Genomic DNA, 16,211 nt, shown 5'->3' with positions numbered 1-16,211 from the left:
CGGCCGCAACATCCGAAGGCCCTGCGGCACCCGTCGCGGGGCCTTTCTTCGTCTGCACGCACCCCACACGCCATGCGCACCCGGCTTGCCCAATAATGGCGCTCCTTTCCAGTGTGCGATCCGAATGAGCGTCCCGGTTCCCCCTTCTGCCGAAGCCGTCGTCGCACCGCCCGCGCCGCGCCCGCGCGCCCCGATGTCGCTGGTGATCCTGGCCACCCTGGCCGTCGCCTTCACCTTGTGGGCGGCACAGGACGTGGTGCTTCCGATCCTGCTGGCGATGTTCTTCGCGCTGGTCGGCAACCCGATCCTGCGGATGCTGCAGAAGATCTGGATTCCCCGGTTCCTCGGTGCGGTGCTGGTGCTCGGCGTCGGCCTGAGTGGTGCCGCCGCGCTCGGCGTGCAGCTGGTCGGCCCGGCGATGGAGTGGGCCCAGGAAGCACCGCAGCAGCTGCGCAAGGTCGCCCGCCAAGTGCAGAACCTGACCAAACCGGTGCAGCAGGCCAACCAGGCCGCCGAGAACTTCGCGCGCGTCGCCGGTGGCGAAGGCAGCCGCCGCGTGCAGATCGTGCGCACCCAGCTCGATGATCCCTACAAGGTGCTGACCCGCGCGCCACGCCTGGCCGCCTCGGTGCTGGCGGTGGTGCTGCTGACCCTGTTCTTCATGATCTACGGGCAGAACCTGCAGAAGCATGCGATCGCGCTGTTTCCCAACCGCCAGCAGCAACGCTTCACCACGGACATCCTGCGCTCGATCGAGCGCGAGGTTTCCCGGTACGTACTGACCATCACCGTGATCAACACGCTGGTCGGCCTGGTGTTCTCCGGCATCCTGCTGCTGCTCGGCATTTCGCTGCAGGAGGCGCTGCTATGGGGCACCGTGGCGGCCCTGCTGAACTTCGCGCCCTACGTCGGTCCGCTGATCGGCGTGGCGCTGATGCTGCTGATGGGTTTCGTGGAGTTCAGCGATCCCTTCAAGGCATTGCTGCCCGCGGCCTGCTACCTCGCGCTGCACACCATCGAAGGCCAGGTGGTGACCCCGATCGTACTGGGCCGGCAGATGGCGATCTCGCCGCTGATCCTGATCCTGGCCCTGATGGTCTTTGGCTGGCTGTGGGGCATGGTCGGCCTGTTGCTGGCGGTGCCGCTGCTGGTCTGCATCAAGCTGGTGCTGGCGCGGCTGGATGGCACCCAGGGCTGGGCCAAGCTGCTGGAATAAGCAGTCAAGGCCAAGGATACGGCTGGCCGCGCGATCCCCGGTGCTGCCAGAATACCGGCACCTTTTCGGATGGATCCCGGCCCTGATGTCTTCCCTCGCTACCCGTTGCCTGGCCCTCGCCGGCCTTGTCACCCTCGCTGCCCCGACGTTGGCCGCACCCCCGCCCAGCGCCGAGGTGGCCAGCCGCCAGCTGGTCGAGGCGGTCACCTGCAAGCGTCACCTGACGCCTGCGCAGTTCGCCGCGATGGCGAAGGTGCTCAAGCCGACCGAGCTTCAGGCGTACGGCGAGCTGTCCGATGGCGAGTATGCGCTGACCACACCGCTGCTCGTGCTGGGCCAGCCAGTGAACCGCCTGCACCTGTACGACGGTGCCAACGGCGAGGACAGCATCGACAGCTATACCGCCTACTTCAGCACTGCCGGTATCGAACAGATCGCAACGCTGGCGAAGATTCCGCGCAACGAAGCCGGCGACTACACCCTGGAAGTAGGCCGCCACGACCTGAGCGTGCGGCAGGACGAGGGCCAAGCCTCCATCGCCTGCTCCTACGACCTGCGCTGAAGCACCTCACCTCGGCCCTGCGCGCGCCATGAAAGCCCGCGCGCGCAGGCGTAGAATGGCGGGGTGAATTTCCCAGTCCAAGCCATCACCCTCGACCTCGACGACACCTTGTGGCCGTTCGCCCCCATCGGCGCCCGCATCGACCAGGTGTTGTACGAGTGGATGCTCCAGCACAGCCCCGCGACCGCCGCGATGTACCCGGTGGCCGCGATGCGCGAACTGCGCGAGCGCTCCTTCCATGACAACCCGCACCTGCACTACGACCTGAGCGCGCTGCGCCGGTTGACGCTGAGCGAGGCGCTGGAGAAAAGCGGCGCCGATCCAGCGCTGCTCGAACCGGCCTACGAGGCGTTCTACGCCGCGCGCAACCAGGTCGAGTTCTATCCGGATGCGATGGACGCGCTGGCCCGGATCGCCGCGCGCGTGCCGGTCGCCGCGCTCAGCAACGGCAATGCCGACCTGCAGCGGATCGGCGTATCCCACCACTTCACCTTCCAGCTCGGCTCGCGCGAGCACGGCGCCGCCAAGCCCGCGGCGAGCATCTTCCATGCGGCCTGCGAGCGCCTCGCGGTGGCTCCAGCCCACGTACTGCACGTCGGCGACCACGCCGAGATGGACGTGATCGGTGCGATGCAGGCCGGCCTGCGCGGCTGCTGGATCAACCGCGAAGAACACCCCTGGACCCATCCTTCACTGCAGCCCGATCTGCAGTTCGACACCCTGACCGGGCTGGCCGACTGGCTGGATGCGAACGCATCCGCCCAGCACGCGTAAGCCGCCGCCCAAGGAGCACTCGAGTCCCATGTCCCAGATCAACGGTTTCACGTCCGATACCTCGCATGCGCTGCCGCTGCATGTGATGACCCGCGAGCAGTACGCCGGCTGGCGTGCGCAGCAGTCCGACGCGCTCGGCGCGTGGCTGGACGCGCAGCGCTTCAACGGCAGCGGTGGCAGCGTGGTGCTGCTGCCCGGCGAGCACGGCCTGGCCGGCGCTATCGTCGGTGTCGGCGACCCGGGCGATGTCTACAGCTACGCGCATGCGCCGTTCGCGCTGCCGGAAGGCACTGTCTGGACGCTGGCGGATGCGCTGGCACCGGAGATCGAGACCCTGCTGCAGATCGGCTGGGGACTGGGCAGCTACCGCTTCGCGCGCTACCGGAAGCCCAACCGAGCGCCGGCCCAGCTGGCCACCATCCCCTCGGCCGAAGTGCGCGACGTGGTCGCGGCCAGCCTGCGCGTGCGCGACTGGGTCAACACCCCCACCGAGGACATGGGTCCGCAGCAGCTCGAAGATGCCGCGCGTGAACTGGCCACCGCCCACGGCGCGCAGATCGAGGTGATCACCGGCGATGCGCTGCTGGAGCAGAACTTCCCGTCCATCCACGCCGTGGGCCGCGCTTCGCACCGCGCGCCGCGGCTGATCGTGCTGCGCTGGGGCAGCGCAGGCCAGCCGCACGTGGCGCTGGTCGGCAAGGGCGTGTGCTTCGACACCGGCGGGCTGGACATCAAGCCGGGCGATGGCATGCGCAACATGAAGAAGGACATGGGTGGCGCCGCGCACGCGCTGGGCCTGGCCGGGTTGATCATGGCCCAGCAGCTGCCGGTGCAGCTGACCCTGCTGATCCCGGCGGTGGAAAACGCGATCGGTCCGGATGCGTTCCGTCCGGGCGAAGTGATCGCCACCCGGAAGGGCCTGAGCATCGAGATCGACAACACCGACGCCGAAGGCCGGGTGATCCTCGCCGATGCGCTGACCTATGCCAGCGAGCAGCAGCCGGAGATCGTGCTCGATTTCGCCACCCTGACCGGCGCGGCCCGCATCGCGCTCGGCCCGGACCTGCCGGCGTTGTTCAGCAACGACGACACCCTGGCCCAGCAGTGGCTGCAGGCCGGTGAATCGGTGCGCGATCCGGTCTGGCGCATGCCGCTGTGGCGCCCGTACCTGCGCTACCTGCACAGCAACATCGCCGACCTGGCCAACGCCGGTTCGCGCATGGCCGGCTCGGTCACCGCCGCGCTGTACCTGGAGCGTTTCATCGCCGAAGGCCAGACCTGGGCGCATCTGGATGTCTACGCCTGGAACGACGGCGAACGCCCGGGCCGTCCGGCCGGTGGCGAAGCGCTGGCGCTGCGTTCGGCGTGGGCGATGCTGAAGACGCGCTACGCCTGAGGCGCCGCGTCTCACGTGTGACCCCGACGATCCCCGCTCCGGCGGGGATCGTCGTTTCTGAAGAGTTGTCGAAAATGTGAATATCGGCCTGCGCCGGGTTCTGACACCATGCCCCTGTCGCCCACCCACACGCTTCGTGAAGGCAGGAATCCGGACATGTCGCTCTTCGGCTATACCCGCGCTGGTCGCGAACCGGGGGCTCCACGCCCTCAATCACCGCTGCTGTGGATCGCGCTGATCGCCCTGATCGCGGGTGGTCTCGTGCTGGCCTTCGCCTGGCTGGCCGGCTGGATCGGTCGCGACCGCGTCACCGCACAGACCTTCACCGATGCCATCGAAGCGACCGGCCCACCACAGCCGGGCTTCCGTCGCGCGCACACCAAGGGCGTCTGCGTCAGCGGCGTGTTCCAGGGCACGCCGGAGGGCGCGGCGCTGAGCTCAGCGCGCGTGTTCCGCCAGCCCCAGGTGCCCGTGCTGGGCCGGCTCTCGATCGGCGGCGGCGATCCGCACGGCGCCGACAACAAGGCCCGCGTGCGCAGCATGGCGCTGCAGCTGGTCAGCGATGACGGCCAGGAATGGCGCATGGCGATGAACAGCTTCCCGTTCTTCGCGGTGCCCACCGCCGAGGCCTTCCTCGAGCAGACCCGTGCGGGCATCCCGGATTCGGCCACCGGTAAACCCGACCCGGCGAAGATGGCGGCCGTGCTGGAGAAATACCCTTCCGCGCGGGCCTTCCAGCAGTGGGCCAAGACCGCCCCGTGGTCGAACAGCTGGGCCAACACCGCCTACAACGGCGTCAACAGTTTCCGTTTCACCGCCGCCGATGGCAGCCAACGCTTCGTGCGCTGGAGCATGCGCCCGCACGCACCCTTCGAGGACATGACGCCGGAGCAGCGCGCGCAGTCCGACGATGATTTCCTCAGCGAGGAGTTCGCGCAGCGGCTGGCGCAGGGCCCGGTGCGCTGGGACATGTGGGTGACCCTCGCCAACGATGGCGACCCGGTCAATGATCCTTCGCAGGTGTGGCCGGAGGACCGCCGCCAGGTGAAGGCCGGCACGCTGACCCTGAGCAGCATGCACCCACAGGCCACCGGCGCCTGCCGCGACCTCAACTACGATCCGTTGATCCTGCCCAGCGGCGTGGCCGGCACCGATGATCCGATCCTGGCCGCGCGTTCGGCGGTGTATTCGCAATCGTTCAATCGTCGCGAGCGCGAAATCGCCCGCGGCAAAGCGCCCGCTGCCACGGGCAAGGAAGGTGCGCGATGAACCGTGATGCCGGCCATTTCAATCTTCTCGCCCGCGTCCTGCACTGGCTGATGGCGGCGATGATCCTGACCATGCTGTTCGTCGGCGTGACCATGGTCGCTTCGCTGCACTGGCGGCCGATGCTGATCGACCTGCACCGGCCACTCGGCATCGCGATCCTGCTGCTGGTGCTGGTGCGCCTGTACAACCGCCTGCGCCACCGTCCACCGCCGCTGCCGGCCGACCTGCCCGCCTGGCAGGCCGCGGCCGCGCATGCCTCGCACTGGGTGCTGTACGGATTGATGCTGGCGATGCCGCTGGTCGGCTGGGGCATGCTCTCCGCCGGCGGCTATCCGATCGTCATGGGCGGCGGCGTGCACCTGCCGGCGATCCTGCCGCACAACCCGGCACTGTACGCGGCGCTGCGCAATGCGCACAGCCTGCTGGCCTATGTGTTGTTCGCCACGGTGGTGATGCATCTGTCGGCCGCGCTGTTCCACCTGTGGGTGCGCCGCGATGGCGTGTTCCAGGCGATGGCGAAGGGACCGGAGAAAGAGCGCAACGACGATGCCGGATAAATCAGGCTGCCTGTCATCCTGGTAGCCACCGACCGTTGGTCGGTGGGATCGGATCGCATGCATCGCTGGCACCCCGGTAGTGCCGGCCGCTGGCCGGCTCCCGTTATTCTCGACAGAGAGGGTGCAGTGCCGGCCAGCGGCCGGCACTACAGCCAGCCTTTCTGCCGCGCCAGCCGATACGCTTCGATGCGGTTGGCGACACCCAGCTTGCCGATGCATTCGGACAGGTAGTTGCGCACCGTCCCGTGCGAGAGCCCGAGCTGGGTGGCGATCTCGCTGGCCGATCGTCCGTCGCCGGACAGGCGCAGCACCTGGCGCTCGCGGTCGTTGAGGGGATCGGCCTGCGACCAGGCATCCAGCGCCAGCTGCGGGTCGATCGCGCGGCCGCCGTGCTGCACCTGGCGCAGTGCATCGGCCAGGCGCTCGGCCGGGGCGTCCTTGAGCAGATAGCCGCAGACGCCGGCATCCAGCGCGCGGCGCAGGAAGCCGGAGCGCGCGAAGGTGGTGACGATCACCACCTTGATCGGGAGTCCCTGACGGGCGATCCGCTGCGCCAGTTCCAGCCCGGAAAGACCGGGCATTTCGATATCGGTGACCAGGATGTCCGGCTGCAGCTGCTGCAGCATCCGCCACGCGGCTTCGCCATCGGCGGCGCTGCCCAGCACCTCGATGTCCGGCTCCAGCCCGAGCAGCGCTGACAATGCGCCGCGCACCATCGCCTGGTCTTCGGCGAGCACGATGCGGATCATGGCGTGGCTCCGTCCGGGAGGGCATCGGGTGTGACCGGTACCACGACCGGCGTGGTTGCCGCCGGCAGCGTGACCCGCACCGTCACGCAGGTGCCCTCGCCCTTCGCCGACTGCATCACCAGGGTGCCTCGCAGTGCCGCAACGCGTTCGCGCATGCCGGTCAGCCCGTTGCCGTCGACGTGGACACCACCGCGCCCATCGTCGCGGATCTGCATCAACAGACTGCGCCCGTCCTGCTCGAAGGTGATCCACGCCTGCCGCGCCTGTGCGTGGCGGGCGATATTGGTCACCGCCTCGCGCAGGACCAGTGACAATGCCCGTTCGATATCGACCGGCATCGGCGGCGGCGGCGCGTAGTGCAGATGCACATACTGGTACTCCAGCAGCAACCGGGCCGAGGCGAGTTCGGCCGCCAGATCGCTGGCGCGGATACCGGTGACTGCACTGCGCACTTCGGCCAGCGCCTGGCGCGCGATGGTCTCGGCCTCGTCCACCTCGCGGCGCGAGCCCACCGGATCGCGGTCGGCCAGCTTGCGCGAGAGCTCCAGCTTCAAGGTGATCAAGGACAGCGTGTGCCCCAGCAGATCGTGCAGATCGCGGCCGATGCGCTCGCGCTCGGCGGTCGCCGCGAGCCGACGCACTTCGTCCTGCGACAACTGCAGCGCCGCATCCTGTTCATGGCTGGCGGTCTCGAAGTTGACCACCAGGCTGATGATCATCGCCATGCTCGGGATCCAGATCAGCGCCTGCCACGGATAGTGGGCCAACAGACCCACCACCACGAACAGCGCGTTCAATCCCACCAGCTGCAGCAGATAGCGCCCATAGCCACTGCGGCGCGAGACGCGCAGGGTGACGCAGCCGAAAATGAAGTAGCTCACCGCCGAGGGGTACCACGCCAGCGGCACCAGCCCCAGTACCACCATCGACAGGGCGTAGCGCGGTGCGTGGCAACGCGGTGCGAGCAGCACACCGGCGTACAGGACCAGGAACACCGGGTAGGTCAGCAGGGTCAGCGCCGCCCAGCGCCAGGTGTAGCCACCGCCGAACAGCGGCGTCAGGAACACCCACAGCGTCCACAGCAGGTGGATCGCATCGACCCATGGCGATCTGCCGCGCCGCAGGTTCTCGGCCACGGCCGAATCCGGCGCGGGGCGCAACAGGGAGGCGAGCCGACTGGAGGACACGGGCGATTCCAAAGCAGAGCGATCAGGCGCGATCATGCCACTTCAGCCAACACGTCGCAGGCGACGCTGCCGTAGTGGACCTTGGCGTCCTGGAGACTGGCCAAGGACAACACAGAAGGCTCGGTCATGACGCACTCCCGGAGAGGACACCCACAGCGTCCGTCATCCGCGCTCCCGGCCCCAGTGGCCGCCGTCAGCCCATACAGGTGACAGCTGTCACTGCCGACGCCGCTGGCCGCCGGGCATGCTGTGCACCACCCGGCCACCGTGCCGGTTTGCCCCCCGGCCGCCGTTGCGGTCACACTCGGCCCGATTCCCCGTCCAGACTCACGATGAACGCATCCGCTGAACTGCTCAAGGAACTCCGCATCGACCGCAAGGCCGGTTCGCCGCCGCCGTCGCCCCCGCGACGTGGCCGCTGGATCGTGCTGGCGATCGTCCTTCTCATCGTGCTGGCCGGGCTGGCCTGGTTCGTGTTCGGCCGCGAGCGCCCGATCACCGTGACCACTGCCCCGGTGGTGGCGATCCAGCAGGGCGGCGCCAGCAGCTCGGTGCTCGACGCCAGCGGGTATGTGGTCGCCCGGCGCATGGCCACCGTCTCGGCCAAGATCACCGGCAAGGTCCGCGAGGTGATGATCGAGGAGGGCATGCGCGTGGAAGAGGGTCAGATCATGGCCACGCTCGACCCGATCGATGCCAACGCGCAGCGCAGCCTTTCCGCCTCGCAGCTGGAAGCCGCGCGCAGCCAGCTGGCCGGATTGCAGGCGCAGGTCGCCCAGGCCGATGCCGAAGCCGGCCGCCTGCAGGCACTGGTTGGCCAGCAGCTGGTCTCGCGCTCGCAGTACGATCTGGCCATCGCCCAGCGCGACAACCTCCGCGCCCAGCTCAAAACCGCTCAACGCAACACCACCGTGGCCAGCGATTCGCTGGCGATCGCCGACCTCGGCGTGGACAACAACATAGTGCGCGCGCCGTTCTCCGGCGTGGTCACCGCCAAGGCCGCGCAGCCGGGCGAGATCGTCTCGCCGCTGTCGGCCGGCGGCGGTTTCACCCGCACCGGCATCGGCACCATCGTGGACATGGACTCGCTGGAGATCGAAGTCGAGGTCGGTGAATCCTTCATCGGCCGTGTGCAGCCGAAGATGCCGGTCGAAGCCACCCTTAATGCCTACCCCGACTGGAAGATTCCGGCCGAGGTGATCGCGATCATCCCGACCGCCGACCGCGGCAAGGCCACCGTGAAGGTGCGCGTGGCGCTGAAGACCAAGGACCCGCGCATCGTCCCGGAGATGGGCGTGCGGGTCAGCTTCCTGGAAAGCGCCCAACCTGCCGAAGCCGCCAAGCCTCAGGGCGTGCGCGTACCGGCGGCGGCGATCGTGGAGCGCGACCAGAAGACGGTCGCCTTCGTGGTCAAGGACGATGCGCGTGTGGAACAGCGCGCGATCACCGTGGGCACCACGCTCAACAACGACCGCCAGGTCACGCAGGGCCTGAGTGCCGGCGACGTCGTGGTGACCTCACCACCGGCCGAACTGCACGATGGCAGCAAGGTCACCGAAACCCCCTGACGGGCCGAAGGCTGCAGTACGCGAGCCGCCCCCACGCTCGCAGCAAGTGCGATTCGCTCGTGCCGTCACGGCGCGCACGGTGGCGGCTGGCTGTCACCGCGGAACCCGGAGCCCTTCGCCCGGACGCGCCGTATGCCCTTTCTCACCGATCCACGGAGAACCACCCATGTCTACCCTGGTTTCGCTCCGCAACATCACCAAGACCTACCAGCGCGGCCCCGAGAAAGTGCAGGTGCTGCACGGCATTGATCTGGACATCCAGTCGGGCGACTTCGTCGCGTTGATGGGCCCGTCCGGTTCGGGCAAGACCACCCTGCTCAACCTGATCGGCGGGCTGGACACGCCCACCGGGGGCGAGATCGAAATCGAAGGCGAGCGCATCGACCGCATGAGCGGTGGCCAGCTCTCGACCTGGCGCAGCCACCACGTCGGCTTCGTGTTCCAGTTCTACAACCTGATGCCGATGCTGACCGCCCAGAAGAACGTGGAGCTGCCGCTGCTGCTCACCCACCTGGGCGCGGCGCAGCGCAAGCGCAACGCCGAGATCGCACTGACCCTGGTCGGCCTGGCCGACCGCCGCAGCCATCGCCCGAACGAACTATCCGGCGGCCAGCAGCAGCGCGTGGCGATCGCCCGTGCGATCGTCTCCGACCCCACCTTCCTGATCTGCGATGAGCCCACCGGCGACCTCGACCGTCAGTCCGCCGAAGAGATCCTGGGGCTGCTGCAGCAGCTCAACCGCGAACACGGCAAGACCATCATCATGGTCACCCATGATCCCAAGGCCGCCGAGTACGCCACGCACACGGTGCACCTGGACAAGGGCGAACTGGCCGACGCGCCAGCGGCCCACTGACGGAGGATGCGGCGATGAAATACTTCTCGCTGGTCTGGGCACAGCTGTTCCGCAGCAAGACCCGCACCCTGCTGACGTTGCTGTCGGTGGTGGCGGCCTTCCTGCTGTTCGGCATGCTCGATTCGGTCCGGGTGGCCTTCAACTCCGGCGGTGACACCATCGAAGGCGCCAAGCGGCTGGTGGTGTCCTCCAAGCTGTCGATCACCCAGAGCCTGCCGTTGCGGCTGCTGCGTGACATCGAGGCCACGCCGGGGGTGCGCAAGGTCAATTACGCGATGTGGTTCGGCGGCATCTACCAGGACCAGAAGAACTTCTTCCCGAGCTTCTCGGTCTCGGACAACTACATGGACCTGTACCCAGAGTTCGAACTGCCGCCCGAGCAGGCCGAGGCATTCAAGAACACCCGCACCGGCGCGCTGGTCGGTGAAGCGCTGGCCAAGCGCTTCGGCTGGAAGGTCGGCGACACCATTCCCATGCAGGCCACGATCTTCCCGCGCAAGGGCAGCAACGACTGGCCGCTGGAGCTGAGCGGCATCTACCGGGCCAAGGACCGCAACAACGCCAGCGCGGAGAACCAGCTGCTGCTGCACTGGAGCTACTTCGACGAGTCCAACGATTACATCAAGAACCAGGTCAGCTTCTACACCGTGCAGCTGGAGAACCCGGCGCATGCCTCGCGCGTTGCCCAGGCGATCGATGCGCTGTCGCTGAACTCCGACCACGAAACCAAGTCGCAGACCGAAGCCTCGTTCTCGCAGGCCTTCGCCAAGCAGTTCGCCGATATCGGCCTGATCGTCACCGGCATCATGGCGGCGGTGTTCTTCACCCTGGTGCTGCTGACCGGCAACACCATGGCCCAGGCGGTGCGCGAGCGCATCCCTGAGCTGGCGATCCTCAAAACGCTGGGCTTCAAGGACGGCACGGTGCTGGTGCTGGTGATGGTCGAGTCGGTGCTGCTGATCGTGCTCGGTGGGCTGATCGGCATGGGCCTGGCCTCGATCGTGATGCCGGTGATCAGCGCCAGCAGCCAGGGCATGATCAGCCTGCCCGGCGTGCCGGCGCAGACGTGGGTGATGGCGCTGTGCCTGATGGCGGTGATCGGAATCGTGGTGGGCCTGCTGCCGGCATTGCGCGCGCAGCGGTTGAAGATCGTCGATGCACTGGCCGGGCGCTGAGGAGACCACCATGAAAACGCACTGGATGTGGAACGTACTGACCGTGGTGGCGCTGCTGGTCGCCCTGGTGGTGTGGATCGTGCTGCCGTGGTGGATGGTGCTGGCGATCGCCGTGCTGTTGGCTGCCTGGCTGGTGCTCACCCGCACTGGCCGGCTGTCGCTGGCGGCCGCGCGGATCGGCATCGCCAGCCTGCCGCAGCGTTGGGGTGCCTCGTCGGTAATCGTGGTGGGCATCGCCGGCGTGGTCGGGGTGCTGGTGGCGATGCTGGCGATGGGCGATGGCTTCAAGGCCACCCTGGAGCGCAGCGGCAGCGATGACGTGGCGATCGTGCTGCGCGGCGGCTCGCAAGCGGAAACCAACTCGGTGATCATGCGCGACCAGGTTCCGCTGATCGAGAACCTGCCCGGCGTGGCACGCGGCAGCGACGGCAAGCCGCTGATCTCCGCCGAGCTGTCGCAGGTGATCAGCCTGCTCTCGCGCAGCGACCACAGCGACACCAACGTGCAGTTCCGCGGTGTCGGCGAGCAGGCGTGGGCGGTGCGCGACAACGTGCGCATCATTGCCGGCCGCAGGTTCAAGCCGGGCCTGCGCGAGATCGTGGTCGGCAAGGGCGCGCAGGCACAGTTCGAGGGCCTGGAGATCGGCAGGACCCTGCAGCTGGGCAAGCAGGAATGGACCGTGGTGGGCGTGTTCGCCTCCAACGATGTGCATGAGTCGGAGCTGTGGTCGGACACGCAGACACTGTCGACCACGTACAACCGCAGTGCCTACCAGTCGGTCAACGTGCGCACCGAAGGGGCGGCGGGCTTCCAGCAGTTCAAGTCGGCCATGGAGGCCGACCCGCGCCTGAAACTGGATGTCGAGACCACCCGCGACTACTACCGCAAGCAATCCGGCGGCCTGAGCAAGCTGATCAGCATCCTGGGCACGGTGATCGGCGCGATCATGGCGATCGGCGCGGTGTTCGGTGCGCTCAACACGATGTATGCGGCCGTCGCCACGCGTGCGCGTGAGATCGCCACCATGCGCGCGATCGGGTTCCGTGGCGTGCCGGTGGTGACGGCGGTGATGCTGGAGACGATGCTGCTGGCCCTGCTGGGTGGTCTGCTCGGTGGGCTGGTGGCGTGGCTGGTGTTCAACAACTACACCGTGTCCACGCTGGGCAACAACTTCAGCCAGGTGGTGTTCCAGTTCCAGGTTTCCCCGCAGCTGCTGTGGACGGGCCTGAAGTGGGCCTTGGGCATCGGTCTGGTCGGTGGCCTGTTCCCGGCGCTGCGCGCGGCGCAGTTGCCGATCACCACGGCGTTGCGCGAGACCTGAGCGATACGTTTGAACAACGCGCGTGCGCGTGATCGCGCACGCGGAATAGCAAGTCTGGAACCGCACTTGCAAGCGTGCGGTTCTTTTTTTTTGTGCGTGCGTGTTCACTGCACGTTTAGCTGTCGATCGCGCAGCTGTACGTACGCTGCGACAGCACGCCGCGTGCACTCAAGTTGCTTCGCACGTTGCCGCTATTGCTGCCTCGGCTCACCGTGATGGTGCTGTTTTCTTCGCGCCACACGACGATGTGAAAAAGGTTTTGTCTGAATACGTGGATTTGTCAGCCATCGTTCATTTACAGCGCTTTTTACGCTTTCAAATGAAAGTAAAAATTTTGAAAAGTCATTAGACTCCCGCCCCCCACGTCGTGGTGTGTTGTTCCCCACGCCGCCCGAACGGGCGAATGTTTTTACAGAGAAAGAGAAACGCACGGATGTATTTGAAGACCAATCCGCTGCGCAACGCGATCGCCATCGCGCTTGTCGCCAGCTGCAGTGCCCCCGCCTTCGCACAGAGTGCCGATGACGGCACCACCAACCTCGATCGCATCGAGATCACCGGCTCGCGCATCCGTCAGGCCAGCGTCGAGTCCGCCCAGCCGGTCGTCGCGCTGAACCGCGCCGAGATCGAGAAGAAGGGCTACGTCAACGTCGCCGACATCCTGCAGGACGTCACCGCCGCCGGTTCGCCGAGCATGAGCCGTGCCTCCTCGCTGGAATCGGGTCGCGACTTCGGCGGCATGTACGTGAGCCTGCGCAACCTGGGCCCGGAACGCAGCCTGGTGCTGATCGACGGCCGCCGCATGGGCGTCAGCGCCGGCGGTTACTCCGACCTGGCCTCGATCCCGTCTTCGATCGTGGAGCGCGTGGAAGTGCTGACCGACGGTGCCTCGGCCCTGTACGGCTCGGACGCCATCGCCGGCGTGGTCAACATCATCACCCGCAAGAACTTCGACGGCGCGGAAGTCAGCGCCTACGTCGGCCAGTACAGCGAAGGCGACGGCCAGAAGACCGCCTACAGCGCGACCTTCGGCAAGACCTTCGACCGCGGCTGGGTCACCGTGGGTGGCGAGTACACCGACGAAGATCCGGTCCTGGGTGGCGAGCGTGAGTTCACCGCGTACCCGAACGGCCCGCGCCACACCGCCGATGGCCTGAGTGGCGTCACCCCGTGGGGCTACGCGACCGTGGATGGCAGGAACCTCAGCGTGGGCCCGGGCGGCGATCCGACTCAGCTGGGCAACTTCACGCCGGCCGACAAGGCCAACGATGCCAACACCAAGACCAACATGAGCCTGCTCACCGGTCTGCAGCGCAAGTCGGTGTTCGCCAACGGTGGCTTCTCGATCACCGATGACCTGCGCCTGGTCGCCGATGCGCTGTACAGCGAGCGCGAGTCGAGCAAGCAGCTGGCCGGCTACCCGTACCAGAGCACCGGTTCGCGTGCGCTGCTGTCCAAGGACAGCGCGTTCAACCCGTTCGGCCGTGACGTGGCGTTCGCGCACCGCACCGAAGAGCTGCCGCGCGGCACCGAGAACAACCTGACCACCAAGCGCGCCAGCCTGGGCCTGGAAGGCAGCTTCGAAACCGGTTCGCGTTACTGGGACTGGAACGTCAGCTACATGTACAACCGCAATGAAGGCGAGCGCATCGGCACGGGCAGCATGTACCAGCCGAACGTGAACCAGGCCGTGGGCCCGTCGTTCATCGATCGCCAGGGCATTGCCCATTGCGGCAGCGTCGGCAACGTGATCGCCGGCTGCACTCCGTGGAACCCGCTGGCCCCGATGGGTTACGCCGGCCCGGGCTCGATGAGCAACCAGGACGTGCAGGACTTCCTGTTCACCCGATTCACCGACATGATGCAGAGCACCACCAAGGTGGCCAGCGCGAACATCTCCGGCTCGCTGTTCAGCCTGCCGGCCGGTGACATCCTGGGTGCACTGGGTGTCGAGCACCGCAGCGAAGAAGCCAGCTACTCGCCGGACCTGATGGTCCAGAAGGGCCAGATCGCCGGCACCACCGGCCAGCCGACCCAGGGCGACTATTCGCTCAACGAGGTCTACCTGGAACTGCAGGTCCCGCTGCTGGCCGACATGGCGTTCGCCCGCGAACTGTCGCTGGACATGGCCGGTCGCTACTCGGACTACAACAACTTCGGCTCGACCACGAACACCAAGTTCGGCCTGAAGTGGAAGCCGATCGACAGCCTGCTGGTGCGCGCCACCTACGGCACCGGCTTCCGTGCACCGACCGTGGAAGATCTGTACGGCGGCACCACCAGCACGCGTGACTCGTACACCGATCCGTGCGACACCACCTTCGGCGCGGCCGCCAACAACCCGCAGGTGCTGGCGCGCTGCCTGGCCAACGGTGTCCCGGCCAACTTCCGCCAGCTCGCCGCTGACGGCAGCGCCGCGACGGTGCCGGGCCAGCAGGGGGGCACGGACTTCAGCTCGGGCTCCAATGCCGCGCTGAAGCCGGAAACCGCCAAGACCTGGACCGTGGGCGTGGTGTACAGCCCGGAGTTCGTCTCGGGCCTGGACCTGAGCCTGGACTGGTGGAAGATCCGCATCAACGACGTGATCGTCGGTGAGTCGGCCACGGACATGCTCAACCAGTGCTACGTGCTGGGCGTGGACGCCGCGTGCGACCGCTTCACGCGTGCCAAGTCGGGCCGCACCCTCGGCCAGGTGAACGGCCTGGACCGCACGCTGCTCAACGCGGGCTACCAGGAAACGGCCGGCTATGACCTCTCGGTCCGTTACCGTCTGCCGGAGCTGGCGATCGGCAAGTTCGCGGTCTCCTGGAACACCACGTACGTGGATTACCTGGAGCGCAAGAACGACAACGTCGACACCACCCCGGTGCGCCAGTACACGGGCTGGGAAGGCAACTTCCGCGTGCGTTCGAATCTCAATCTGGATTATCAGTACGGCAACTTCGGCCTGGGCTGGACGGCGCGTTACTACTCCAGCATGAAGGAGAACTGCGCTTACACGACGGAGTGCAGCAATCCGGGCTTCAGCTCGGCCTACACGGGCCAGCAGGGCATCAACAAGGTGGGTTCGAACACGTTCCACGATATCCAGGTGCGTTATGTGCTGCCGTGGAATGGCACGGTGTCGATGGGCGTGAACAATGTGTTCGACCATCAGGGTCCGATCATGTACAGCCAGCCGAACAGCAGCTTCACCTACTACGGTGGGTTCGATATCGGCCGTTACATGTACATGAAGTACCAGCAGCGTTTCTGATCGGGTTCGCCTGATCAACCCTTTCTGATCTACGGCTTACTCTCTCCAAGCCGTCGAGTGGAAGTAAGACGGCGCCTTCGGGCGCCGTCTTTTTTTGATCTCCGTTATTGGAGCAACGGCTCTTAGAGCAGCGGCCCTTAGAGCAACAGCTCTTGGAGCAACAGCTCTTGCAGCAACAGCTCTTGGAGCAACAGCTCTTGGAGCAACAGCTCTTGGAGCAACAGCGCTCAGAGCAACTGCCTTTAGTGCTGGACTCGCCCTGGCTTGGGCGGGCACGGGTGGGTTGTCGGGACCCGCTGCAAGTCCCGCTCCGCGGCCCGGCCCA

14 protein-coding genes are annotated in these 16,211 nt (G+C 66.8%); 12 read left to right on the top strand and 2 right to left on the bottom strand.

The genetic code is table 11. The features are described from left to right. Positions 1–124 precede the first annotated feature (124 nt). The 6 genes from HH110_RS18200 (at position 125) to HH110_RS18175 (ending at position 5,774) form a co-directional block, all read left to right on the top strand. Positions 125–1,216, top strand: coding sequence for an AI-2E family transporter (locus tag HH110_RS18200; RefSeq protein ID WP_176990931.1), 1,092 nt, complete (start codon positions 125–127; stop codon positions 1,214–1,216). An 85-nt stretch (positions 1,217–1,301) separates the two neighbouring features. Then, positions 1,302–1,778: a hypothetical protein gene (locus tag HH110_RS18195; RefSeq protein ID WP_176990930.1), complete on the top strand. Its 477-nt coding sequence runs from the start codon at positions 1,302–1,304 to the stop codon at positions 1,776–1,778. Between the two features lie 63 nt (positions 1,779–1,841). Beyond that, positions 1,842–2,552, top strand: coding sequence for an HAD-IA family hydrolase (locus HH110_RS18190; RefSeq protein WP_176990929.1), 711 nt, complete (start codon positions 1,842–1,844; stop codon positions 2,550–2,552). 28 nt (positions 2,553–2,580) lie between these two features. Continuing rightward, positions 2,581–3,948, top strand: a complete 1,368-nt coding sequence (locus HH110_RS18185; RefSeq protein ID WP_176990928.1) for a M17 family metallopeptidase — start codon at positions 2,581–2,583, stop codon at positions 3,946–3,948. Between the two features lie 156 nt (positions 3,949–4,104). Next, entirely contained in the window at positions 4,105–5,217 is a 1,113-nt protein-coding gene (locus tag HH110_RS18180) for a catalase family peroxidase (protein ID WP_176990927.1), read from the top strand. Then, positions 5,214–5,774: a cytochrome b gene (locus HH110_RS18175; protein ID WP_121044183.1), complete on the top strand. Its 561-nt coding sequence runs from the start codon at positions 5,214–5,216 to the stop codon at positions 5,772–5,774. Before HH110_RS18180 ends, HH110_RS18175 begins: the two co-directional genes overlap by 4 nt. Before the next feature lie 146 nt (positions 5,775–5,920). Here HH110_RS18175 and HH110_RS18170 read toward each other — a convergent pair whose 3' ends face one another. Further along, the gene (locus tag HH110_RS18170) at positions 5,921–6,523 is read right to left on the bottom strand and encodes a response regulator transcription factor (protein ID WP_123731154.1); all 603 of its coding nucleotides are present in this window, start codon (positions 6,521–6,523) and stop codon (positions 5,921–5,923) included. After that, complete coding sequence (locus HH110_RS18165; RefSeq protein ID WP_176990926.1) at positions 6,520–7,746, bottom strand: sensor histidine kinase; 1,227 nt, start codon at positions 7,744–7,746, stop codon at positions 6,520–6,522. The genes HH110_RS18170 and HH110_RS18165 overlap by 4 nt, the downstream gene beginning before the upstream one ends. Before the next feature lie 296 nt (positions 7,747–8,042). Between HH110_RS18165 and HH110_RS18160 the strand changes: the two genes are divergently transcribed. From HH110_RS18160 to HH110_RS18135, 6 genes are all read left to right on the top strand, one after another. Then, the gene (locus tag HH110_RS18160; protein ID WP_176990925.1) at positions 8,043–9,278 is read left to right on the top strand and encodes an efflux RND transporter periplasmic adaptor subunit; all 1,236 of its coding nucleotides are present in this window, start codon (positions 8,043–8,045) and stop codon (positions 9,276–9,278) included. Between the two features lie 166 nt (positions 9,279–9,444). Next, entirely contained in the window at positions 9,445–10,134 is a 690-nt protein-coding gene (locus tag HH110_RS18155; protein WP_176990924.1) for an ABC transporter ATP-binding protein, read from the top strand. Positions 10,135–10,148: 14 nt separating this feature from the next. Beyond that, a complete protein-coding gene (locus HH110_RS18150) occupies positions 10,149–11,309 on the top strand; it encodes an ABC transporter permease (RefSeq protein WP_176990923.1) in 1,161 nt (386 codons plus the stop codon). Between the two features lie 10 nt (positions 11,310–11,319). After that, on the top strand, positions 11,320–12,630 hold the full coding sequence (locus tag HH110_RS18145; RefSeq protein ID WP_176990922.1) for an ABC transporter permease: 1,311 nt from the start codon (positions 11,320–11,322) through the stop codon (positions 12,628–12,630). 100 nt (positions 12,631–12,730) lie between these two features. Continuing rightward, positions 12,731–12,979, top strand: a complete 249-nt coding sequence (locus HH110_RS18140) for a hypothetical protein (protein ID WP_176990921.1) — start codon at positions 12,731–12,733, stop codon at positions 12,977–12,979. Between the two features lie 84 nt (positions 12,980–13,063). Beyond that, the gene (locus tag HH110_RS18135; RefSeq protein ID WP_176990920.1) at positions 13,064–15,886 is read left to right on the top strand and encodes a TonB-dependent siderophore receptor; all 2,823 of its coding nucleotides are present in this window, start codon (positions 13,064–13,066) and stop codon (positions 15,884–15,886) included. The last annotated feature ends 325 nt before the right edge of the window (positions 15,887–16,211 follow it).

Origin of the sequence: Stenotrophomonas sp. SAM-B, from assembly GCF_013387485.1 — a bacterium.
Lineage (GTDB): Bacteria > Pseudomonadota > Gammaproteobacteria > Xanthomonadales > Xanthomonadaceae > Stenotrophomonas > Stenotrophomonas maltophilia_AA.
The sequence above is the reverse complement of the archived record's forward strand: the minus strand, read 5'-3'. Positions and strand labels throughout refer to the sequence as shown.

What these genes read in the sequence shown, in the direction of transcription:
- HH110_RS18135 (WP_176990920.1), top strand. Translation starts at nt 13,064, where the DNA reads ATGTATTTGAAGACCAATCCGCTGCGCAACGCGATCGCCATCGCGCTT.
- HH110_RS18200 (WP_176990931.1), top strand. Translation starts at nt 125, where the DNA reads ATGAGCGTCCCGGTTCCCCCTTCTGCCGAAGCCGTCGTCGCACCGCCC.
- HH110_RS18175 (WP_121044183.1), top strand. Translation starts at nt 5,214, where the DNA reads ATGAACCGTGATGCCGGCCATTTCAATCTTCTCGCCCGCGTCCTGCAC.
- HH110_RS18145 (WP_176990922.1), top strand. Translation starts at nt 11,320, where the DNA reads ATGAAAACGCACTGGATGTGGAACGTACTGACCGTGGTGGCGCTGCTG.
- HH110_RS18165 (WP_176990926.1), bottom strand. Translation starts at nt 7,746, where the DNA reads ATGATCGCGCCTGATCGCTCTGCTTTGGAATCGCCCGTGTCCTCCAGT.
- HH110_RS18185 (WP_176990928.1), top strand. Translation starts at nt 2,581, where the DNA reads ATGTCCCAGATCAACGGTTTCACGTCCGATACCTCGCATGCGCTGCCG.
- HH110_RS18170 (WP_123731154.1), bottom strand. Translation starts at nt 6,523, where the DNA reads ATGATCCGCATCGTGCTCGCCGAAGACCAGGCGATGGTGCGCGGCGCA.
- HH110_RS18195 (WP_176990930.1), top strand. Translation starts at nt 1,302, where the DNA reads ATGTCTTCCCTCGCTACCCGTTGCCTGGCCCTCGCCGGCCTTGTCACC.
- HH110_RS18160 (WP_176990925.1), top strand. Translation starts at nt 8,043, where the DNA reads ATGAACGCATCCGCTGAACTGCTCAAGGAACTCCGCATCGACCGCAAG.
- HH110_RS18180 (WP_176990927.1), top strand. Translation starts at nt 4,105, where the DNA reads ATGTCGCTCTTCGGCTATACCCGCGCTGGTCGCGAACCGGGGGCTCCA.
- HH110_RS18155 (WP_176990924.1), top strand. Translation starts at nt 9,445, where the DNA reads ATGTCTACCCTGGTTTCGCTCCGCAACATCACCAAGACCTACCAGCGC.
- HH110_RS18150 (WP_176990923.1), top strand. Translation starts at nt 10,149, where the DNA reads ATGAAATACTTCTCGCTGGTCTGGGCACAGCTGTTCCGCAGCAAGACC.